21 protein-coding genes and 1 tRNA gene are annotated in these 21,598 nt (G+C 52.9%); 7 read left to right on the top strand and 15 right to left on the bottom strand.

Annotated features, from left to right (window positions below; genetic code table 11):
• Window positions 1-8: 8 nt before the first annotated feature.
• From K6L24_RS19140 to aspA, 5 genes are all read right to left on the bottom strand, one after another.
• Window positions 9-84 (bottom strand) — tRNA-Phe (locus tag K6L24_RS19140).
• Window positions 85-194: 110 nt separating this feature from the next.
• Window positions 195-773: a transcriptional regulator gene (locus tag K6L24_RS19135; protein WP_062745772.1), complete on the bottom strand. Its 579-nt coding sequence runs from the start codon at window positions 771-773 to the stop codon at window positions 195-197.
• Window positions 774-817: 44 nt separating this feature from the next.
• Entirely contained in the window at window positions 818-2,527 is a 1,710-nt protein-coding gene (locus K6L24_RS19130; RefSeq protein ID WP_062745769.1) for a protein-disulfide reductase DsbD, read from the bottom strand.
• Window positions 2,528-2,749: 222 nt separating this feature from the next.
• On the bottom strand, window positions 2,750-4,051 hold the full coding sequence (locus tag K6L24_RS19125) for an anaerobic C4-dicarboxylate transporter (RefSeq protein ID WP_062745766.1): 1,302 nt from the start codon (window positions 4,049-4,051) through the stop codon (window positions 2,750-2,752).
• Window positions 4,052-4,168: 117 nt separating this feature from the next.
• Window positions 4,169-5,605 carry an aspartate ammonia-lyase gene (aspA, locus tag K6L24_RS19120; RefSeq protein WP_222681735.1) on the bottom strand — a complete coding sequence of 479 codons (1,437 nt, stop codon included), beginning with the start codon at window positions 5,603-5,605 and terminating at the stop codon, window positions 4,169-4,171.
• Between the two features lie 367 nt (window positions 5,606-5,972).
• Here aspA and K6L24_RS19115 point away from each other — a divergent pair, with 367 nt between their 5' ends.
• The 3 genes from K6L24_RS19115 to groL all read left to right on the top strand — a co-directional run bounded on the left by K6L24_RS19115 (window position 5,973) and on the right by groL (window position 8,648).
• On the top strand, window positions 5,973-6,434 hold the full coding sequence (locus tag K6L24_RS19115) for an FxsA family protein (protein WP_062745761.1): 462 nt from the start codon (window positions 5,973-5,975) through the stop codon (window positions 6,432-6,434).
• A gap of 229 nt (window positions 6,435-6,663) precedes the next feature.
• Complete coding sequence (locus tag K6L24_RS19110; RefSeq protein WP_062745758.1) at window positions 6,664-6,957, top strand: co-chaperone GroES; 294 nt, start codon at window positions 6,664-6,666, stop codon at window positions 6,955-6,957.
• Between the two features lie 47 nt (window positions 6,958-7,004).
• Window positions 7,005-8,648 (top strand): chaperonin GroEL, encoded by a 1,644-nt coding sequence (groL, locus tag K6L24_RS19105; RefSeq protein WP_062745755.1) that lies wholly within the window; start codon window positions 7,005-7,007, stop codon window positions 8,646-8,648.
• 97 nt (window positions 8,649-8,745) lie between these two features.
• Here groL and K6L24_RS19100 read toward each other — a convergent pair whose 3' ends face one another.
• The 4 genes from K6L24_RS19100 to K6L24_RS19085 form a co-directional block, all read right to left on the bottom strand.
• Window positions 8,746-11,214 (bottom strand): fimbria/pilus outer membrane usher protein, encoded by a 2,469-nt coding sequence (locus K6L24_RS19100; protein ID WP_222681734.1) that lies wholly within the window; start codon window positions 11,212-11,214, stop codon window positions 8,746-8,748.
• Window positions 11,214-11,915: a fimbria/pilus chaperone family protein gene (locus tag K6L24_RS19095; RefSeq protein ID WP_222681733.1), complete on the bottom strand. Its 702-nt coding sequence runs from the start codon at window positions 11,913-11,915 to the stop codon at window positions 11,214-11,216. The genes K6L24_RS19100 and K6L24_RS19095 overlap by 1 nt, the downstream gene beginning before the upstream one ends.
• A 66-nt stretch (window positions 11,916-11,981) precedes the next feature.
• Window positions 11,982-12,647: a DUF1120 domain-containing protein gene (locus K6L24_RS19090; RefSeq protein WP_084344202.1), complete on the bottom strand. Its 666-nt coding sequence runs from the start codon at window positions 12,645-12,647 to the stop codon at window positions 11,982-11,984.
• Window positions 12,648-12,891: 244 nt separating this feature from the next.
• A complete protein-coding gene (locus tag K6L24_RS19085) occupies window positions 12,892-13,545 on the bottom strand; it encodes a DUF1120 domain-containing protein (protein WP_137269185.1) in 654 nt (217 codons plus the stop codon).
• A 417-nt stretch (window positions 13,546-13,962) separates the two neighbouring features.
• On the opposite strand from K6L24_RS19085, the gene K6L24_RS19080 reads away from it, so the two are divergent.
• The gene (locus K6L24_RS19080; protein ID WP_062745737.1) at window positions 13,963-14,310 is read left to right on the top strand and encodes a DUF4156 domain-containing protein; all 348 of its coding nucleotides are present in this window, start codon (window positions 13,963-13,965) and stop codon (window positions 14,308-14,310) included.
• Window positions 14,311-14,391: 81 nt separating this feature from the next.
• Here the strand turns inward: K6L24_RS19080 and epmB are convergent, their stop codons facing one another.
• Window positions 14,392-15,420, bottom strand: a complete 1,029-nt coding sequence (gene epmB, locus K6L24_RS19075) for an EF-P beta-lysylation protein EpmB (RefSeq protein ID WP_062745735.1) — start codon at window positions 15,418-15,420, stop codon at window positions 14,392-14,394.
• 40 nt (window positions 15,421-15,460) lie between these two features.
• On the opposite strand from epmB, the gene efp reads away from it, so the two are divergent.
• Window positions 15,461-16,027, top strand: a complete 567-nt coding sequence (gene efp / locus K6L24_RS19070) for an elongation factor P (protein WP_062745732.1) — start codon at window positions 15,461-15,463, stop codon at window positions 16,025-16,027.
• A gap of 161 nt (window positions 16,028-16,188) precedes the next feature.
• Entirely contained in the window at window positions 16,189-16,320 is a 132-nt protein-coding gene (locus tag K6L24_RS19065) for an entericidin A/B family lipoprotein (RefSeq protein ID WP_062745730.1), read from the top strand.
• A gap of 41 nt (window positions 16,321-16,361) precedes the next feature.
• Here the strand turns inward: K6L24_RS19065 and K6L24_RS19060 are convergent, their stop codons facing one another.
• The 5 genes from K6L24_RS19060 to frdA are packed head-to-tail and all read right to left on the bottom strand — an operon-like array spanning window position 16,362 to window position 20,227.
• Window positions 16,362-16,886 carry a lipocalin family protein gene (locus K6L24_RS19060; RefSeq protein ID WP_062745728.1) on the bottom strand — a complete coding sequence of 175 codons (525 nt, stop codon included), beginning with the start codon at window positions 16,884-16,886 and terminating at the stop codon, window positions 16,362-16,364.
• Between the two features lie 50 nt (window positions 16,887-16,936).
• Window positions 16,937-17,296, bottom strand: coding sequence for a fumarate reductase subunit FrdD (frdD, locus tag K6L24_RS19055; protein WP_062745719.1), 360 nt, complete (start codon window positions 17,294-17,296; stop codon window positions 16,937-16,939).
• Window positions 17,297-17,302: 6 nt separating this feature from the next.
• Window positions 17,303-17,698, bottom strand: coding sequence for a fumarate reductase subunit FrdC (gene frdC / locus K6L24_RS19050; protein WP_222681732.1), 396 nt, complete (start codon window positions 17,696-17,698; stop codon window positions 17,303-17,305).
• Window positions 17,699-17,709: 11 nt separating this feature from the next.
• Window positions 17,710-18,444, bottom strand: a complete 735-nt coding sequence (locus K6L24_RS19045) for a succinate dehydrogenase/fumarate reductase iron-sulfur subunit (protein ID WP_062745713.1) — start codon at window positions 18,442-18,444, stop codon at window positions 17,710-17,712.
• A complete protein-coding gene (gene frdA, locus K6L24_RS19040; protein WP_062745710.1) occupies window positions 18,437-20,227 on the bottom strand; it encodes a fumarate reductase (quinol) flavoprotein subunit in 1,791 nt (596 codons plus the stop codon). Before frdA ends, K6L24_RS19045 begins: the two co-directional genes overlap by 8 nt.
• A 315-nt stretch (window positions 20,228-20,542) precedes the next feature.
• Between frdA and epmA the strand changes: the two genes are divergently transcribed.
• Window positions 20,543-21,520: an elongation factor P--(R)-beta-lysine ligase gene (gene epmA, locus K6L24_RS19035; protein ID WP_062745707.1), complete on the top strand. Its 978-nt coding sequence runs from the start codon at window positions 20,543-20,545 to the stop codon at window positions 21,518-21,520.
• The last annotated feature ends 78 nt before the right edge of the window (window positions 21,521-21,598 follow it).

Raw genomic sequence — 21,598 nt, 5'->3', positions numbered from 1 at the left:
TCTGAATATGGTGCCCGGACTCGGAATCGAACCAAGGACACGGGGATTTTCAATCCCCTGCTCTACCGACTGAGCTATCCGGGCAACGGGGCGCATTAAACCGTAAACCCCGTTCGGCGTCAACGGCTTTGTCACAAAAAAGTCGTAAAATCCTGCCGACTGCCTGCTTTTTACCCGTACAGGCACACCCTGCTTTAGCTTAACGCCCCGTTTTTACGGCACAGCGCGAAGCTCAATACATCTTCCGCCAGACAGCGGGCGGTTTCCACGTCCTGAACCTGACGTTTCACCAGCAGTCGCGACAGACAGCCTTCAAGGATCAGTTCCATCTGATGCGCCACGCCTTCAGGATTATCCGTTTCCAGTTCGCTCAGCAGCTGGTGGGTGAACTGCCAGGAAGCCTGTTTCTGCTGCTCGGCAATCTGATGAATAGGGTGGTCTGGCTGCGGGTAGAAACTGCAGGCGGCAATAAACAGACAGCCGGGATAGCGCTGGTGATTGACCGCGTCAGCCAGCACCTGATAGCGCGCCAGCAGTTTTTGCCCGGCACTCTGGCTGTCATCCAGCAGTAGCTGGCGGCGCCAGGCCTCTATCTGCTGGCCATGGTAGCGCAGCGCGTCGTAAAGCAACGCATCGCGGTCTGGCCAGAAGCGCTGCAGTTCCTGCTCACTACAGTCCAGTTCACCGGCCATCATGGCAAGAGAGGTGGTTGCCGCTAACCCATGCTGTTCCAGCACGTTCAGAGCCTGTTCAAGTACTTGTTCACGCTGCACGCGGTTCTCCTCTTGTACGCTTCATTATCGAACCTTAGTGTCGTTTAACGCGCCAGTTTCTGCAAATGTGCACGGAAAGCGGCGGGTTTCATAAACCCGGTCACGCGTGAGTCGGGGATTTCATGACCCTGTGCATCAAAGAACAGCAGGGTCGGTAAACCCAGTACGTTCAGATGATCCAGCAGGGCGCGGTCAGCGGCATTACTGGCGGTAACATCGGCCTGTAGCAGCTGCGTATGACCCAGCGCAGCCTGCACCTGCGGATCGCTGAAGGTGTATTTCTCAAACTCCTTGCAGGCCACGCACCAGTCAGCGTAAAGGTCGAGCAGGGTGATTTTTCCCGCACTGTTGGCCAACTTCTGATCCAACTGCTGCACATCACTGATGCGGGTAAACGTGAGCTGTGGGGCAGCTTCTGTCGTCTTCGCATCGCCAAATGCCCAGTCCTGTAAAGGACGCACGGCGATCAGCATCGCACCCAGTAACAGAATTTGCAGTACCCGCAGCCAGCCCCGGTGGCTTCTCAGAGTGCTGATAAATGCCCAGCCGAAGAAGGCAACGGCCAGCAGACTCCACAGGCGAACTCCCCAGGCATCGCCGATCACCCGCTCCAGCAGAAACACCGGCAGGGCCAGGATCACAAAGCCAAAGCCTTCTTTCACCGTCTGCATCCACGGGCCACTCTTTGGCAGCAGGCGGTTGCCGAACAGGGTAATGGCAATCAGCGGCAGGCCCATGCCCAGCGCATAAAGATAGAGCGTGCCGGCACCTGCCAGCATATTACCGCTTTGCGCTATATACAGCAGGATGGCACTGAGCGGGGCGGTAGTACAGGGTGAACAGATCAGCCCGGCCAGGGCTCCCATCATGAAGACGCCCGGCAGCGATCCCCCCTGCTGGCGGTTGCTCCATAGCGTCAGTCGGGTCTGCAGTGAAGAAGGCAGCTGCAGGGTAAACAGGCCAAACATCGACAGCGCCAGCACAATAAACACCACGGAAAGCCCGATCAGTATTGCAGGGGACTGTAATGCTGCCTGGAAGCGCAGCCCGGCAGCGGCGACCACGATGCCCATCAGGGTGTAGGTCAGCGCCATGCCCTGCACATAGACCATGGCCAGCGCAAACAGGCGCCCGGTACTGTAGCGGCGGTTCCCGCCAAGGATAATGCCGGAGATCAGCGGGTACATCGGGAGTACACAGGGAGTAAAGGCCACACCAATCCCGATCAGCAGCGCCCATAAGGGTGAGAAAGGCAGGTTGCTGCGGGTCGGCGGAGCAGGATCGGCCGTAGCGACAGGGGCAGGGGCGCTGTGGGCCGCAACGGCATTAAGCGGAACCGTACGGGTTTCCGGCGGATAACAGAAGCCGGCGGCAGCGCAGCCCTGATAGGTCACCGTCATCTCTGCACCGGCGGCGGCCTGGGTGACGGTGAAGGGCAGCGTCAGGCTGTCAGGGTAGATCTCGGTTTTACCGTAGAACTCATCTTCATGAGGCTGGCCGGCGGGCAACTGCCATTCAGCGAGGGTGGCACCCTGAACGCCGATCTTGATCTGCTGCCGGTAAAGGTAGTAGCCAGGTTTGACCTGCCAGCTGAGGGTGAGCCGATCGTTCTTCTGTGTGAAATCAAACGTGAAGGCCTGATTGACCGTCACAAACTGGCTGTTGGCGTGGTTGTCAAACAACGATGCACCGGCGTTCAGGCTGAACAGCGTGGCAAACAGCAGGAATATCAGGGGAATAAATCGCTGGGTCATAACGGGTCTTGCTCTCTCCATGGGGGACCGACCAGGCGGAAAGGGAGATAATAGCATGACATTCCCTGATGAGGGCCGTGCGGAACAGAACGGGACGACCGAAAAGAAGGCCGGCCCCTGCTAAGGGGCAGGGACCGGCCATTTATTCAATCAGCCGTTGGGCGGGTATTTTTCCCTTCGATCTGTCGGGACGGCTATTTTACCGTTCCTCTGTTCACCGCATCAGAGAATAATCCCCCCCAAAAGGAAGCCAAAGGCCACCGACAGCACAATCGCCAGCGTACCGGGGATGAGGAACGAGTGGTTGAAGACAAAGCGGCCGATGCGGGTGGAGCCGGTGTCATCCATCTCTACCGCCGCCAGCAACGTCGGATAAGTCGGCAGCACAAACAGGGCGGATACCGCGGCAAAAGAGGCCACGGCGGTCACCGGCGAAACGCCCAGCAGCAGCGCCGCAGGCATCAGTGCTTTGGTGGTGGCCGCCTGTGAGTAAAGCAGCGTAGAAGCGAAGAACAGGATCACCGCCAGCATCCATGGGAAGTCGTGAAGCAGCTCACCCGCGACCTGCTGGATATCGCCAATGTGGGCCTTAACAAAGGTGTCACCCAGCCAGGCGACGCCGAGCACGCAGACACAGGCGCTCATCCCTGATTTAAAGGTGCTGGCCCCGAGGATTTCCCCGGTATCGATCTTACAGGTTAAGCAGATCAGAGCGGCTACCGTCAGCATAAACACCACGATCGCTTCGTTACGCGGCAGTACCGGGTTCGGAATCAAACCAACGGCATCACTGATGGCGGTGGCATAGAACACCACGGCGATAATCCCCAGCAGCAGTAGCAGCACCGAGCGTTTTGCCCCCGGCTTTTCTTCAAACTTGCTGGCACCGCGCAGGGCGACTTCCCCTTTTGCCAGTCGGGCCTGATAGACTTCATCGTCCTTCAGTTCCTTACCGAGGAAGTTGGTGACCAGTGCTGCGATAAAGATCGCTGCCATCGTCGAAGGGATCGCCACCGCCAGCAGCATCAGATAGCTGATGCCTTTGGGCTCGAGGATACCGGCCATAAACACAACGGCCGCAGAAATCGGTGACGCCGTAATCGCGATTTGTGAGGAGACCACCGCAATCGACAGTGGACGGGAAGGGCGCACACCCTGCTCTTTAGCCACTTCAGCAATAACCGGCAGCGTGGAGAAGGCGGTGTGGCCGGTTCCTGCCAGCAGGGTCATCACATAGGTCACCAGGGGGGCCAGCAGCGTGATATAGCGCGGATGTTTACGCAGCAGTCGTTCAGCCAGGTTGACCAGGTAGTCCATCCCGCCGGCCACCTGCATGGCGGCAATGGCGGCAATCACGCCCATGATGATCTCAATCACATCGAACGGGATGGCGCCGGGTTTGATTTGAAAGCCCAGGGTCAGCACAAGGACCCCGAGGCCACCGGCAAAGCCGATGCCAATCCCTCCCAGCCGACTTCCCAGATAGATCGCGAGAAAGACGACGATAAGCTCAGGTAATAACATAGGGTGTTCCTTAATTTTTTTGCTAATAAACCGTTAAAATTTTGTGTGCTGCGAAAAGTAAAAAGGCACGTTGTTCAGTGAACACGTGCCTTAAAAGGGTGCTAATTATCGGGTCTGTTATTGTTCGTTTTCATCGGTATAGCGTTTCGCTTTGTACACCGGGAACATCAGATTCTGCGTTGAGAAAATATCATCCAGCTCGCTTTCGGTCAGCAGGCCGCGCTCAAGCACCACTTCACGGACGCTCTTACCGGTTTCTGCACAGATCTTACCCACGATATCGCCGTTGTGATGGCCGATATACGGGTTGAGATAGGTGACAATGCCGATGGAGTTAAACACGTAGGCTTCACACACGGCTTTGTTGGCGGTGATACCGTCTACGCATTTTTCCAGCAGGTTGTAGCAGGCGTTGGTCAGGATATGAATGGATTCAAACATGGCCTGGCCAATCACCGGCTCCATCACATTCAGCTGCAGCTGACCGGCTTCTGAGGCCATTGTCACGGTAATATCGTTACCAATGACTTTGAAACACACCTGATTGACCACCTCCGGCACCACCGGATTCACTTTGGCAGGCATGATTGACGATCCCGCCTGCAGTTCCGGCAGGTTGATTTCATTCAGCCCGGCGCGCGGCCCCGAGGAGAGCAGCCGCAGGTCATTACAGATTTTTGACAGTTTTACCGCCAGGCGCTTCAGCGAGCTGTGTACCATCACGTAGGCGCCGCAGTCTGAGGTGGCTTCAATCAGGTCTTCCGCCGGAACGCACGCCAGTCCGCTGACTTCGGCCAGCTTCTCTACGGCCAGTTGCTGATAACCATCCGGGGTATTCAGGCGGGTACCGATGGCCGTTGCACCGAGGTTGACCTCCAGCAGCAGCTCGGCGGTGCGCAGGATGCAGCGGATCTCTTCATTCAACAGGACGTTAAAGGCGTGGAACTCCTGACCGAGGGTCATTGGTACCGCGTCCTGCAGCTGGGTACGGCCCATCTTCAGGATAGTATTGAATTCCACTGCTTTACGCTGGAAGCCTTCACTCAACTGCCCGATAGCATCCAGCAGTTTTAAAATAGAGCTGTAAACCGCGATGCGGAATCCGGTCGGGTAAGCATCATTCGTTGACTGGCATTTGTTGACGTGGTCGTTCGGATTAAGGAACTGGTATTCCCCTTTCTGATGCCCCATCAGCTCCAGGCCGATGTTAGCCAGTACTTCATTGGTGTTCATATTGACCGAGGTGCCTGCGCCGCCCTGATAGACATCGATCGGAAACTGATCCATGCAACGGCCATTATTCAGCACTTCATCACAGGCGCTGATAATGGCATTTGCCACGTTGCGCGGGATAGTCCGTAGCTCTTTATTGGCCAGTGCTGCTGCTTTTTTAACCATGACCATACCGCGGACAAACTCAGGAATATCGCTGATTTTGCTGTTGCTGATATAGAAGTTTTCAATCGCACGCAGAGTATGAACACCGTAGTAAGCATCCGCGGGAACTTCACGCATACCTAACAGGTCTTCTTCGATACGAATGTTATTAGCCATGAGAACCTTCTGTTGGGAATACCGGTTAAATCAATACAATTTAAGTGCCTGTTTCAGCGGCCAACATCCAGAGAATATCAGGCCGGGGAACGGCTGCCGCCGCATTTTATCCGTTTGCGTCAACCCGAGCACGATCATATTCTGTTGCGATGTAAAAGCCTGAATCCAGATCACTTAAACTGCCTGCTGAATCAAACAGTTTCAATCTTATGTGATCGTCCTCACAATGGAAGATGCAGAACGATTTTCCACATTTCCGGTTGAAAAGCGGGGCTTTCGTTCCCACCTTCTATACTATCGATCGTGACGATCGCCATTTTATGCCGCCGTGCAGTCTGCAGGGCGGCCCTTGATACAGGAGAACGCGGTGCGCTGGTTACCGTTCTTAGTGATATTTGCCCTGGTATGGATCGAGATCTCTCTCTTCATTCAGGTCGCCCACGTGATGGGTGTATTAATGACCATGCTGCTGGTGATCTTCACCTCCTGCATCGGTATCTCGCTGGTGAAAAACCAGGGGATGAAAAACTTTATGCTGATGCAGCAGAAGCTGAATGCCGGTGAAAGCCCGGCTGCCGAGATGATCAAGAGTGTGTCGCTGGTACTGGCAGGTTTCCTGCTGCTGCTGCCAGGTTTCTTTACCGACTTCATCGGTTTGCTGTTGCTGTTGCCACCGGTGCAAAAACATCTGACGCTGAAACTGATGCCGCACCTGAAAGTCTGGCGTGGCCCGGGTGCAGGCCCCGACAGTGGATTTACCGTTGACGGTGAGTACGAGCGCAAAGAGTCAAACCTGATAGAGCACGATCGTCATAACGATAAACAGTAAGTTACGCTGCCTGGCCAAAACGGCGCTTTCCTGACGGGGCGCCGTTTTATTTTTGCCGGAACCGACAATTGTGCAAAAAACCACCAAACAGTTCAGTTAGCAAAAAAATTTCCTCCTGGCCCTTGAAAGGCCTCTCCTGCGACCGCATCTCATTCGTCACGAGGCCGGTTGCTCATGATGCCCGGCTTTCATCCCAAAACTGATTGGACTTCTCAAAGGAGAGCTAACAATGAAAATTCGTCCATTGCACGATCGTGTTATCGTCAAGCGTAAAGAAGTTGAATCCAAATCTGCAGGCGGCATCGTGCTGACCGGATCGGCGGCGGGTAAATCCACCCGTGGCGAAATCCTGGCAGTCGGTAACGGTCGCATCCTGGAAAATGGCGACGTGAAGCCATTAGACGTCAAAGTAGGTGATGTGGTCATCTTCAGCGAAGGCTACGGCGCGAAAACTGAAAAGATCGACAACGAAGAAGTCCTGATCATCTCAGAAAACGACATTCTGGCCGTTGTTGAAGCGTAAACAGCGCGTAATTCACTGAACGTAACGAATTTAAGGAAAAAGATAAAATGGCAGCTAAAGACGTAAAATTCGGTAATGACGCTCGCGTAAAAATGCTGCGCGGTGTGAATGTACTGGCAGATGCAGTAAAAGTTACCCTGGGTCCGAAAGGCCGTAACGTGGTCCTGGATAAATCTTTTGGTGCACCGACCATCACCAAAGATGGTGTTTCTGTTGCGCGTGAAATCGAACTGGAAGACAAGTTCGAAAACATGGGCGCACAGATGGTGAAAGAAGTGGCTTCTAAAGCTAACGATGCTGCGGGTGACGGTACCACTACTGCGACCGTACTGGCACAGTCCATCATCACCGAAGGCCTGAAAGCCGTCGCGGCGGGTATGAACCCGATGGATCTGAAGCGCGGTATCGACCAGGCGGTAATCGCTGCGGTTGAAGAACTGAAAAAACTGTCTGTACCTTGCTCTGACTCTAAAGCCATTGCTCAGGTCGGCACCATCTCTGCAAACTCCGACGAAACCGTGGGCGAACTGATTGCTCAGGCGATGGAAAAAGTGGGCAAAGAAGGCGTGATCACCGTTGAAGAAGGTACCGGCCTGCAGGACGAGCTGGACGTGGTTGAAGGTATGCAGTTTGACCGCGGTTACCTGTCCCCTTACTTCATCAACAAGCCAGAAACAGGCGCCGTTGAGCTGGAATCTCCATTCATCCTGCTGGCTGACAAAAAAATCTCCAACATCCGTGAAATGCTGCCAGTGCTGGAAGCCGTTGCGAAAGCCGGTAAACCACTGCTGATCATCGCAGAAGATGTTGAAGGCGAAGCGCTGGCAACGCTGGTGGTCAACACCATGCGCGGTATCGTGAAAGTGGCTGCGGTTAAAGCCCCTGGTTTCGGCGACCGTCGTAAAGCCATGCTGCAGGACATCGCTGTTCTGACCGGTGGTACCGTGATCTCTGAAGAGATCGGTATGGAGCTGGAGAAAGCGGGTCTGGAAGATATGGGCCAGGCGAAACGCGTTGTGATCAGCAAAGACACCACGATCATCATTGATGGTACCGGTGAAGAAGTGGCTATCTCTGGTCGCGTGACGCAGATCCGTCAGCAGATCGAAGAAGCAACATCTGATTACGACCGTGAAAAACTGCAGGAGCGCGTAGCGAAACTGGCAGGCGGCGTTGCCGTTCTGAAAGTGGGCGCAGCCACTGAAGTTGAAATGAAAGAGAAAAAAGCACGCGTTGAAGATGCCCTGCATGCAACCCGTGCAGCGGTAGAAGAAGGTGTTGTTGCTGGTGGTGGTGTTGCACTGGTACGTGTGGCTTCTAAGCTGTCTGAACTGCGTGGCCAGAATGAAGACCAGAACGTGGGTATTAAAGTGGCGCTGCGCGCGATGGAATCCCCACTGCGTCAGATCGTGGCTAATGCCGGCGAAGAGCCTTCTGTTGTGACCAACAACGTGAAAGCGGGCGAAGGTAACTACGGTTACAACGCGCAGACTGAAGAGTACGGCGACATGATCGACTTCGGTATTCTGGATCCAACCAAAGTTACCCGTTCTGCACTGCAGTACGCGGCTTCTGTTGCTGGCCTGATGATCACCACCGAATGTATGGTGACTGACCTGCCTAAAGGCGACGCGCCTGATTTAGGTGCTGGCGGCATGGGTGGTATGGGCGGTATGGGCGGAATGATGTAATTCTCCCCTGCCTTTTCTGTCGCGGTTAAAAGGACAGAAAAAAGCCAACGCCCGGTAAGGTGAAAGCCTTACCGGGCTTTTTTTTACTCATTTTGAGCTACTGGCAGGTCAGACTAAGCTGCTCGTAGAGAGCATCCTCATCGGTTGCATCCTTTAACTGATACTGAATGTCGCACTCATCGGTTGACTGGGCGATCTTCACATGAAAAGTGCCTTTGCTGTCAGCATTGTTGATAAAAGCCAGCCCTTCATCCACCGCTTCTGCGACTAGCCTTTTACCAATCCAAAGCGTGCTGCTCTTGGGTAATAGCTGGCCATTGGCTAAAGAGATCGTCATTAGCAGACGGGTTCCGGACAACATGTTTATCTGCACTTGTTTTACCGATCCCCGTGCGGGCCGCAGTGTGCGATGTCCGTTGCTGACATCGACATTTTTGGGGAGCTTATCAACGTCAACGTCAATGGCATTATCATGCCAGGGCGACAATGATGAAATGAGCGCCATTCCGCGCCAATCCGTCCAGGACGTTCCTGATGGCGAAATCACGGGCACCCCTGCCAGTGGGCGGTTGAGGCTGAGTATGCCATAAGTATCCTGAACGCTACTGTTGCTAAAGGTCACTCCCTTATTGTGTACGACTAGTGAACCATTACCGTTAATACTGTAGTTACGCTGGTGCTGGTTATCCAACTGCACGCTGGTATTTACATTGGTGTAGCGCAGGTCGCTACTGAGTGAACTTTGCAACGAACGATTGCGATCTTTGCTGTTTTCCTCAACGGCGAGTTGCAAATTATTGCTGGTGCCCAGCGGGAGATTGATATCGCTGCCCATTATATTTCTCTGATTGGAGGAACGATAATAATGGCGGATACGTTTCTCGCCCAGTGGCCAACTCAGGTTAATATTGAGGCTTTTATTGCTCCTGTCGCGGCTTTTTGCCCGAGAGGCGCTGGTTGTGAGCTGTAACCCATTTTCGAAGCGCCGGTTCCAGGTAAGCATAGAGTAGCGCCAGCGATCGTTGTCGGGATAGCTGGTTGTCAGACTATGAGTGAATGAAAGTGTACCTAGTGTTTCACTATTCCAGCTGAACCCCAGATCTAACTCTGAATTATCAGCACTGTAGCTCCACTTATCTTTGCGCCTCGCCCGCAAACTGGCTTCTTCTATTGAGGCATAACCCGGTGTATTTTTACTGGCTCCCAGCGACAGCGACAGATTTTTTGTCAGAGCATGGTTGCTGAAGACACGCACCTGCGCGCTTTTCTTATGCTGGTAATGGTCTTGCGCCAGCAGGACCTGTAATGAAAAGGACTGACCGGGCACCGACGCAATCTGGCCATTCATTGCTGCAGCAACAGACTGGTATTTGCCACTCAGCAATGATCCGGTACGCAGCGACATTCTGTTCAGAGGCTGCCAGTTTTTATTTAGCGTGAGTATGGCCGGGATCTTAGCGTCATCACTTGGCTGATCTTGTAATTTACCGAAAGACAGGCTGAAACCGCGGTTTTCAGGCTGGGACGTGTTCATTAACTGAATGGCGGGTACAATAAACTGTTGCGTCTCCCCGCTCGTTTCCAATACGGTAACGTCCAGTTCAGCGTTGCGGTTTTGCACCGGAATATTTGGCAGATGAAACGGACCCGCTGCAACCAGCGTACTGTAGATCAGCTGATTATATTGGCGTACCTCAACGCGGGCCTGAGAGGTACTGGCCATACCGTCAACAGAGACACCGGTTGCACTGTTGCTGTCAAGGGCATCATCGGGATAAAGCTGAAAGCCACGTAACTGGCCTAACGGAAAAAGTGTGTTTCTGGTGCTAATTTCGCCCGCCTGAAAAATTTTATTCAGACTACTGAGATAGCGTTCTACATAGGTGGAGTTAATGGTTGTGCTAATTTCTCCCTGATTATCCTGAACATTTTGTTGGCTGCGGATCATCCAGTTAGAAATATTAATTCCGCTGCTGAGTGATAGCCAACTGTAGCGTTGCTTTTGGTATGCGCTTTTGTTCATGCTGGAGTAATAGTTGTAGTTTATATGGCCTGCGATGCCGCCATAATCACCGTTGCTCTCCTGCTGCAGCACATCAGGTGGGACAACGATGCTCAGTGTTTGTGACTCACTCTGCCAGGCAACGCTGGTGCCGGGTTGCTCACTAATCCAGTCATAGCACCCCTCTTTTGGATTACTATCCGAAACGGAGATCCCCAGAGCATCAAAAAGCGCCGGAGTGAAGCAAATAATACCTTGGTCATTCACATTAACTTGAAAAGAGGTTTTAAACGCACCGTTAAGGTTAATATCAACTAAATTTTCTCCGGGAGGGATTTCGTTCAACTTATCAAGGTTTTCCACCTGCTCAGATATGATCCCACGCCGCTTTAGCGCCTCGATATCCCAGGTTGTTTTCGTTGATTCTGGATGAGAGGCAGGTGGCTCGGAACCTTTGGCATGACCAAAGACCATCAGGAGTAATAACCCGCCGGCCAGAGCACCTGGCTTTTTTATGGCGAGGCTATCATTACATATGGTAAAAGTCCTTTTCACCATAAACATTAGTGCGATACAGGCATTTCAACGGTTCCGGTTTCATAACCATACTTGGACAGAGTTTCAATACTCACTTTTTGTAACTGTCCTGCCGTCTTATCATCTTTTATCTGCATGCTTAACGTCTGGCCAGGGAGAACATAGCTTTTTTCAAGGGGAGTTGCAGAACCTGAAGGCAGTAATTTTACATTCTGCGCAAGGCGGACAATATATTTTCCTGGATTCTTTACCGTCAATGTACTGCCACTCTGAGACCAGACAAGCTCTTTCCATGGATCGGCAATAAATGGCAGCCCTTTAGGGTGGATAATCACGGGTATATTATGACGAATATTCAGGGAGATATCGTTATTCCCTTCTGCTTTTTTGGGGCTGATACCCTCAAAAGTTACACGTTTTAAATGTTCCTTTTCTAAAGTTCGGTCGCTTTTTAGAATAAAACGCACGCGTTGAGTTTGCTGTGCACCTACTCGCATGACGGGTTGGGTCACCAGAAGCTTTGGCTGAGGATCGTCAGGTAAATCAGTGATTTTAACATAGAGCAGCGATTCTTCGGTTGCCATATTTTCGACATTAATACTTCCCCCCCCATCGGCTTCATTAATGAGTAACATTGATGACTCTGGTTTCATAATGGCGGACGAGGATGAGGCGAAAGTGATTAACATCAACGCGAGGGTTGTGTGCATTACGGTAAGAGACTTCATATTACCTCTGGTGTGAAAAGAGGGGACCCGAAAGGATCCCCTGAGAGATATTACAAGAAGAAATGATTACAGATAAACGAGGTCATAAGTTGCTTCACCGCTCAGTTCAATTTTGTCTGCCGCGTCTGAAGCTGACAGTGGATTGATGTAAGGATGAATAGTCAACCCAACTTCATGTGAGAAACCAATAGAAGGATAGGACATTGCACTTTCTGTGCTCCAGGAGTAAATGCTCTTTTTCATTGCATCGAGCTTACCTGTGAACTTACTCCATTTTCCGTCTAATGACGCTGAAGAAATAAAGTTGGTCACTTTTTTTGCATCAATTTTTCCTGATTCAAAATCAATAAAGTATCCACCAACAATCGCACCGCTCTTCGTGGTACCCAGACTAAACAGGCCTGTATCTTTGACGCCACTTAATTCAACCTGACCAGCTTTTTCACCCAGATCCATCACCTGGAAACCAACAAAGGTTGGGCTTGGGCAGGTGATGTTCAGGCTAACGTTTTTATTTGGCAGAAGGGTGGTGCCACCATTCTGCTCCAACTGTGCTGCAGTTATTTTCCCCAGTGACAGGGTACTGGAGGTAGAGCCATTCACTTTGATATTACAAGTAGCAGGAATAATGCTACCTTCAAGTTTCATTGTTGCCTGTGAGTTAGCTGCATTTGCGACACCGGAAGCAGCGACACTGCTTAGAAGTGCTATAACGATGGCTGTTTTTTTCATTTCATATAGTCCTTTAATGATTTGATGGAGAATCTCAATGCATCTGTATCATTTTAAGTGATACATTTTCCTTTTTGGTGGAACCTAAAACAGATTGTTATATCTTTGTTGCGAATTCATTACTTCTTCGACATTCCTGGATTAATGAGTTTGTTGATTTTTATGGCTGCTTTATTAGCAATTATCCTGGTGAGATTTGTGAATGCCGAGGTTCTTTACCGGACGTGGAATATTGTCGGTGTTATCAGAGGTAAACCAGTTCAAAACTGCTGAGTCCCTCTATATTTACCGTGTCACTGTAATTATTTTTGAATAAAAACGGTGTAATAATTAAGCTGACTTTAACTGAACGTGCACTATGTGGCTGCGTCTGTTCTCCCCAGGAATAGACATTTTCCCCTTTAGCAGAGAGGTTACCCTGGGCGAGATTCCAGCTATTTCCTTGATCACGAGAGGCAATAATATTATCAGGCTGTTTGCCATCAACCGAAGAGAGCGATTTATTGATGCTGGCATAATAGCCCCCAATGGCCTGCCCGGAAGCCGTCAGGCCGAGACTGAATACAGTATTATCTCCTGAACCATCATGCTTAACATTGCCTGCATTTATTGCAATGTCCATAGGGCGAATGCCGAATAAGGTGGCTGCCGGGCAATTAATACTAACAATGATGTTTCTTTCTGGTAAGCGGATGCTTTTTTTTTCGGAGGAAAAATTAGGTGTATTCATTTTCCCAAGCTGCACTTTGCCACTGCTATCCATAGTGATATCACAGGAGCTGGGTAAAATCTCCCCCTGCAAAGTTAAGGATGCTTGTGATGTCGCATTACTTGAAGCGATAAAAAGAGCAGTGACAATAGTAATAATATGAAAGGGTATTAACTTGCTTACATTCACAGGTAATCCATTACGAGGTTAGTAGCTATATGTTGCATATAGAATCATAAAAATATTAAGTTTGTCAAGAATGAAATTGATTTATTGCCAGTCATGATGACTGGCATTGTTAATTAGAACTTTCCGAATAAAAAGGAAGGAAGCTTTTTTTTAAAATCCTGGATGCCTATTTGTCATCTTCTATTGGAAATTATTAAAATTAATAATCTTCTGGTAATGATAGCTATTACATTAACAATGATGACACTTTCCCCTTCTTTTTGCCTTGCAGGGATGTTTTTTTTTGTTGCTGAAAAGGGTATAAGTAAAGGGCGCGCAGCGTGGGCCTGAACAATGTTGGCACTGTTTTCTCAGGTAAAGAGTTGGAAAGCTTTCATGATGCCTGCTTGAAACTGATGATAATAAATGAGGATTATAATGCGGATTAACTTCCTGGGACTTTCTGTGGCGGCCCTGTTGCTGGCAGGCTGTAGCTCTTCTTCTAACACGCTGAGTTCTGCGGGCGAACGCGTCACCTTTACCGATCAGCAACCGGCCAGCAGTTGCCAGTTGCTGGGCAACGTGACGGGATCGCAAAGTAACTGGTTCTCAGGTTCCGGTGGCGAAGGCAGTTCACTGCGCGGCGCCGCAAACGACCTGCGTAATCGTGCCGCTGAGATGGGCGGCAATGTCATTTATGGTGCCACCAGCCCCACTCAGAACATCTGGTCCAGCTTCGCACCGCTGGACAGCAAAATGAGCGGCCAGGTCTATAAGTGTCCGTAATCGTTGTCGCCTGACGGGACATACAGCGCTAAATAAGGGTGGCCTTTGTGCCCACCCTTTTTATTTTCAGGCCGGCCTGATTTACTCCTGACGCAGCTGAAGGTCCAGCGGCGTTTTGCTCGGCTCCCCACCAATTTCCCGCGCCAGTTTCGGCACCATATAGCCCGACACTCTGCTTAGCAGTTCACGCATAATGCCGCGTGCGCGCTCGTCGTCGACATAGAAATGCGCAGCACCCTGCACTTTATCCAGCACGTGCAGGTAATAGGGCAGGATCCCGGCATCAAAGAGCGCATTACTTAATGTAGCCAGCGTGACGGCATGGTCGTTAATGCCGCGCAGCAATACGCTCTGATTGAGCAGCGTCACCCCGGCCCGCTTGAGCCTTTGCATTGCGTGACGCAGATCGTCATCGATCTCCTGCGCGTGGTTGATATGGGTGACCATCAGCGTTTGCAGACGCGACTGAGACAGCCGCTGACACAGCGTTTCCGTGATGCGTTTGGGGATCACCACCGGCAGACGGGTGTGGATGCGCAGGCGTCTGATATGTGGGATCTGCTCCAGCTCGCCAATCAACCAGTCCAGTTCATGATCCTTCGCCATCAGCGGATCGCCCCCGGAGAAAATAATCTCATCCAGTTCTGGCTGTTGTCGGATATACTCCAGGGCTTGCTGCCAGTTGCGTTTATTGCCCTGGTTATCAGAGTAGGGAAAATGGCGGCGAAAACAGTAACGGCAATTGACGGCACAGCCGCCTTTGACCAGCAACAGCGCACGATTACGATATTTATGTAACAGACCCGGCACCACGCTGCTCTGCTCATCCAGCGGATCGGTACTGTAACCCGGTGCATCAACGAACTCCTGCTGCGAGGTGATCACCTGAAGCAGCAGAGGATCCTGTGGATCGCCTTTACGCATGCGTGCAGCGAAGGCCCGCGGGACGCGCAGGGCAAAAAGACGCCGTGCGTCATGGCCTGAAACCAGTTCAGGGTGGTGTTGCAACGCTAAAAGTTGCAGTAATTCATCCGGATCAGTGATTACATCGGCAAGTTGATGCAACCATTCTTCTCGCACAGGGGTATTTAGGGTTACAATGTGTGCCATTTTTTTGGCTAAGTACCAGTTATAAATTTAGAGGGCCTTCATGGCGACTTATTCTAGCAACGATTTCCGTCCCGGTCTTAAAATCATGTTCGAAGGCGAGCCTTATGCCATCGAATCCAGCGAGTTTGTGAAGCCAGGTAAAGGCCAGGCATTCGCACGCGTTAAAATGCGCCGTCTGCTGACCGGAACGCGCGTTGAGAAAACGTTTAAATCTACCGACTCCGCTGAAGGCGCTGATGTCGTCGATACCAACCTGAACTACCTGTATAACGACGGTGAGTTCTACCACTTTATGCACCCGGAAACCTTCGAACAGCACCCTGTTGAAGAGAAGACCGTGGGCGATGCGGCCAAATGGCTGCTCGACAATGCTGAGTGTATCGTGACCCTGTGGAACGGTAAGCCGATCCAGGTGCTGCCACCGAATTTCGTGGAGCTGGAAATCACCGACACCGATCCGGGCCTGAAAGGGGATACTGCCGGGACAGGCGGCAAGCCAGCAACGCTGTCTACCGGTGCAGTCGTGAAAGTGCCACTGTTTGTTCAGATTGGCGAAGTGATTAAAGTCGATACCCGTTCTGGCGAATACGTTTCACGCGTAAAATAAGCCCGAATCAGTAGGGGCCTGTCCGTCAGGCCCTTATCTTTTCTGTTATTCCCCCCTGATATCTTCATAAACTGACCTTTTTTCTGCTTACCACGGGCAGGTGGATAAAATACAGCTATGCTTATAGCGTTGTACTTATCTCTAATTAAAAGGAAATTGCTATGAAGAAAAGTATTGTTGCCATTCTTTCTGTTCTGGTGCTCTCTTCCGTACTCTCAGCTTGTAACACCACGCGTGGCGTAGGTGAAGATGTTGAGGCAGGTGGTCAGGCAATTCAGAAAAGCACGAATTAATCTGCTTTGACGGGCCGGCGCGCTGCACCGGCCCGACGTCGTTATTGCTGATTAACCCAGATTAGCTTATCCACGGCAAACCCGGCACGACGCGCTTGCGCCACCAGATCGGCTTTCACGCCGGCATCCAGCTGCGGTGTTCTGGACAGGATCCACAAATACTCCCGGTTAGGCCCACACACCAGCGCATGCTGATAATCGCTGTCCAGCGCGATCACGTTATACCCCCCGTAAAATGGCCCGAAGAAGGACACTTTAAGGGTGGCACGATCGCTGGGGCCGGTGAAATAGGCTTTGCCCACGCTTTCCTGCCAGCGCTGTTTTTTCGTATTAAAACCCCGGTTGACTACTTTCAGGCCGCCATCGTCTCGCTTGCTGTAGGTGGCGGTGACGTGATCAAGCCCGCGTTCAAAACGGTGATCCAGACGGGCAATCTCGTACCAGCTGCCCAGGTAGCGTTCGGCGTTGAATCCGGTCACAGGGGTAACGCCCTGCGGTGGGGTGGTTGAACAGGCGACCGAGAGCAGAGCCCCGGCGCCTGCAGTGAGCATTTTCCAGAGTGACATAAACCATTCCTTTATCAATGAATGGCTTAAGTATAGCCTGTACTGCGTTTTTAGACGGCGATAACGGCAATCAGCGCCACCACGCTCAATAACGAGGCGATCCCGTAGCACAGTTGTTTACTGGCCGGAACGTGCAGCCTGAGATCGTGAAGGCTGTGGTGCAGGCGGTGCAGCGCACACCACAGCGGCAGGACGATAATCAACAGCATGATCACCCTCCCAGGCAGTGACTGGGCGAAGCCCAGAATGCGCTCGTAGCTGAAGGCGCCTGTGGGTGCCCAGCCCAGCGGCAGCAGCAGCCCAACCAGCAGAACGATCACCGGGCTGACCAGCGCAGCCCACATGCCTCCCGCGCCAAACAGTCCCCAGAAGATCGGTTCATCAGAACGTTGTGGTTGTGTTTTCATCATGACTCCTCAGGCCAGCAGTGATACGGCCAGCACCGCACCACTCAGGATAATCAATGCCAGCCACAGCCCTTTGATCACCGGCTCCGGTGGCAGCTTTTCCCCTTTGACGATAATAATCTGTGCCTTGGGGGCCAGGTCGAACCAGGTTTTGCTGTGATGCAAGGCGGCGACCAGCGCCACCAGATTCAGCAACAGGACGGTGGGGTGTTGCAGGAAGCTGACGAAACCTGCCCAGCTATCGGGCCCCAGTTTGAGCGCAAACAGGCCGATAATCAGCTCAATGCTAAACCACAGTGCGGGAAGGGCTGTGCCTTCACGCAGCATGTACAGACGGTAAAACGGCAGCGACTGCCACCAGTTCCCCCGCACTGGACGAATATACGCATTACGTTTTGTGGTCATTGACGGCCTCCTTAATGGGGTTTGAGCGTGGCGATTAAAAAGTCTTTGCTGCTTTCCACTTTGCCCTGCTGGATAGCAGCGGCCGGATCCACGTGTTTAGGGCAGACTTCCGAGCAGTATCCGACAAACGTGCAGCTCCAGACGCCGTTAATACCGTTAAGCTGCGGCATTCGCTGGGCCTTACCCTGGTCGCGGCTGTCAAGGTTATAGCGGTGGGCGAGGGTGATGGCTGCCGGGCCAATAAATTCCGGGTTGAGGCCAAACTGCGGACAGGCGGCATAGCACAGGCCGCAGTTGATACAGCCGGAGAACTGATGGTATTTCGCCATCTGCGCCGGCGTTTGCCGCCCTGGGCCTTCACTGGCACTGCGCGTGTTGCCGATGATCCAGGGTTTGATGGCTTCCAGACTCTCAATAAAGTGGGTCATATCCACCACCAGATCGCGTTCAATCGGGAAGTTAGCCAGCGGCTCGATCTTCATTCCGGACGGGTAGTCACGCAGGAAGGTTTTACAGGCCAGCTTCGGTATGCCATTCACCATCATGCCGCAGGAGCCACAGATGGCCATGCGACAAGACCAGCGATACGACAGGTCAAAAGCGAGGTTATCTTTGATATAACCCAGTGCATCAAGCAGCGAGGTGGTTTCATCCCACGGCACGTCAAAAATCTCGTTGCGCGGAACGCGATCGCTTTCCGGGTTGTAACGCAGAATATCAATCTGACGGCGTTTGCTCTCACTCATGAGCAGGCTCCTTAGGGGTTTTGTCCTCAGAGGCCGCGCCATACACGCGTGCGGCTGGCGGGAGATGGGTAATCGTGACCGGATCATAGGCGACCGCAGGGGCACCCTGCGGGTTGTAGAATGTCAGGGTATGAGCGAGGAAGTGTTCGTCGTCGCGTGTAGTGCAGCCTTCATCCAGTCGCTGGTGAGCGCCGCGAGACTCTTTCCGCTGGATGGCCGAATGGGCCATACACTCCGCCACATCCAGCCCGTGGGCCAGCTCAACAGCGTACAGCAGTTCGGTATTGAATACGCTGGAGGTATCGGTAACGCGCAGGCGGGAAAAACGCTGCTTCAGTTCGGCCAGTTTATCGATCGTTTTTTGCATCAGTTCGGTGGTGCGGTAAATGCCGCAGCCCTCTTCCATGGCCATGCCCATTTCGTCGCGCAGGGTGGCTGCATTTTCGTTGCCCTGCTGGTTCACCAGGCCATGCAGGCGTTTTTCAATATCGTTGCGCTGTGCGCTGAGGACGGTGTCGCGCAGTGGATGTGGCTGGGAGGCCCGCTGTGCAGCCTGTTCGCCGGCCAGGCGACCAAAGACCACCAGCTCGGCCAGCGAGTTGGACCCCAGGCGGTTAGCGCCGTGCAGCCCGACAGATGAGCATTCGCCGACGGCAAACAGACCCTGAATACGGGTTTCACACTGGTTGTTGGTTTCAATGCCGCCCATGGTGTAGTGCGCGGTCGGACGAACCGGAATAGGGGCGGTAATCGGGTCGACCCCGACGTAGGCTTTGCTCAGTTCGCAGATAAAGGGCAGTCGCTCCCGTAGCTTTTTCTCACCCAGATGGCGCAGGTCAAGGTACACGACATCACCCCGCGGGGTGGCGATGGTACGCCCGGCGCGCCACTCGTGCCAGAAGGCCTGGGAAACCTTATCGCGGGGCCCCAGTTCCATATATTTATTTCTTGGTTCACCGAGCGGGGTTTCCGGCCCCATGCCGTAATCCTGCAGATAACGGTAGCCGTCTTTATTGACCAGGATACCGCCTTCGCCCCGACAGCCTTCCGTCATCAGAATGCCCGAACCCGGCAGGCCGGTCGGGTGATACTGGACAAATTCCATATCGCGTAGCGGAACACCATGACGAAACGCCATGCCCATACCGTCGCCGGTGACGATGCCGCCGTTAGTGTTATAACGGTAGACGCGTCCGGCCCCGCCGGTGGCGAGGATCACAGACTGCGCGCGCACCTCCAGCAGCGTACCCTCCATCATGTTAAGGGTCACCACACCGTGCGCGACGCCATCATCTACCAGCAGGTCGAGGACAAAATGCTCATCCAGACGCTGGATCTGAGGGTATTTCAGCGAAGTCTGAAACAGGGTGTGCAGCATATGAAAACCGGTCTTATCGGCGGCAAACCAGGTGCGTTCGATCTTCATGCCACCAAAACGGCGCACGTTAATCGATCCGTCTTCTTTGCGGCTCCACGGGCAGCCCCACAGCTCCATCTGCGCCATTTCCTGCGGACAGTGCTGGACAAAGTAGTCCACGACCGGCTGCTCACACAGCCAGTCGCCGCCGGCAACGGTATCGTGAAAGTGGGAATCAAAGCTGTCCTGCTGCTGGGTAACCGCAGCGGCTCCCCCCTCGGCGGCCACGGTGTGGCTGCGCATCGGATAGACCTTGGATATCAGGGCAATTTTTAATCGTGGATTGGCTTCGGCAGCGGCAATCGCGGCACGAAGCCCGGCACCACCGGCACCAACAATGACCAAATCGGCATTCAGGGTTTGCACAGCTTCCTCCCTTATACCCGTCATACTTCCCACCGCATCGCTATTAAAGCGTATTCTGCGGGGTGAAATAGTGAAGGTATGGTGTGTTTAAAATTTTTCCAGAGGCATGGCGGGTCGGTCTACTCGCCTGTCGCCGCCCAGTATAGGCGGGTTAAAAACACGCTAATTTGATGTGTTCGGCCATTTGGGCGGGTAGCAGAGGAAAACCACTTTATTTTTGTGGTTAAACAGGTTGCTGGTTTTTTCGACGTAGAATTGTGTGTTGCTGCCGGTACAGGTAGACTTCCTGCCCCTACTGACTGTGGAGTAAAAAAGATGAGCGATTCGGCCAGCTGGCGGCCTTGTGCACCCATCGCCAATTTATTGAAGCGTGCGGCGATTATGGCTGAAATCCGGCGTTTCTTTGCCGATCGCGGCGTACTGGAAGTGGAAACCCCGGCGATGAGCCAGGCAACGGTGACGGACGTGCATCTGTTCCCGTTCCAGACGCGGTTTGTGGGGCCCGGCGCCGCCGCAGGCATCGATCTTTATCTGATGACCAGCCCTGAATACCATATGAAGCGCCTGCTGGCAGCGGGCAGTGGCCCGATCTTTCAGTTGTGCCGCAGCTTCCGTAATGAAGAGATGGGGCGGCACCATAATCCCGAATTCACCATGCTGGAGTGGTACCGGCCACACTATGATATGTACCGCCTGATGAACGAGGTGGACGATCTGTTACAGCAGGTGCTGGAGTGTGCGCCGGCAGAAACCCTTTCCTACCAGCAGGCGTTTATTCGTCATCTGGAGATTGACCCACTGTCGGCCGATAAAGCGCAGCTGCGTGAGGCCGCCGTGAAGCTGGGCGCAGGCGATCTGGCCCATCGGGAAGAAGATCGCGACACGCTTTTACAGCTGCTGTTTATGCTGGGCGTGGAGCCTGAGATTGGTAAAGAGAAACCCGCTTTCGTTTATCACTTTCCGGCAAGCCAGGCGTCGCTGGCTGAGATCAGCACGGAAGATCATCGCGTGGCAGAGCGCTTCGAGGTCTATTTCAAAGGGATTGAACTGGCCAATGGTTTCCGTGAGCTTACCGACAGCCGCGAACAGCGCCTGCGCTTTGAGCAGGATAACCGTAAACGTGCCGCAGCCGGCCTGCCGGTGCAGCCGATTGATACTCATCTGCTGGACGCGCTGGCTCACGGGATGCCGGAATGTTCCGGCGTGGCGCTGGGCGTGGATCGTATTGTGATGCTGGCCCTGAAGGCCGAGCAGCTCAGTGATGTGATTGCATTTACCGTCGATCGTTGTTAACGCGCAGGGTGCACTGAAAAGTCGGTGCGCCCCGTCAGGATCCCGGCGTCAGGGCTGAATGATCACCTTTGACCCGTG

The organism is Erwinia persicina (assembly GCF_019844095.1).
Lineage (GTDB): Bacteria > Pseudomonadota > Gammaproteobacteria > Enterobacterales > Enterobacteriaceae > Erwinia > Erwinia persicina.
The sequence above is the reverse complement of the archived record's forward strand: the minus strand, read 5'-3'. Positions and strand labels throughout refer to the sequence as shown.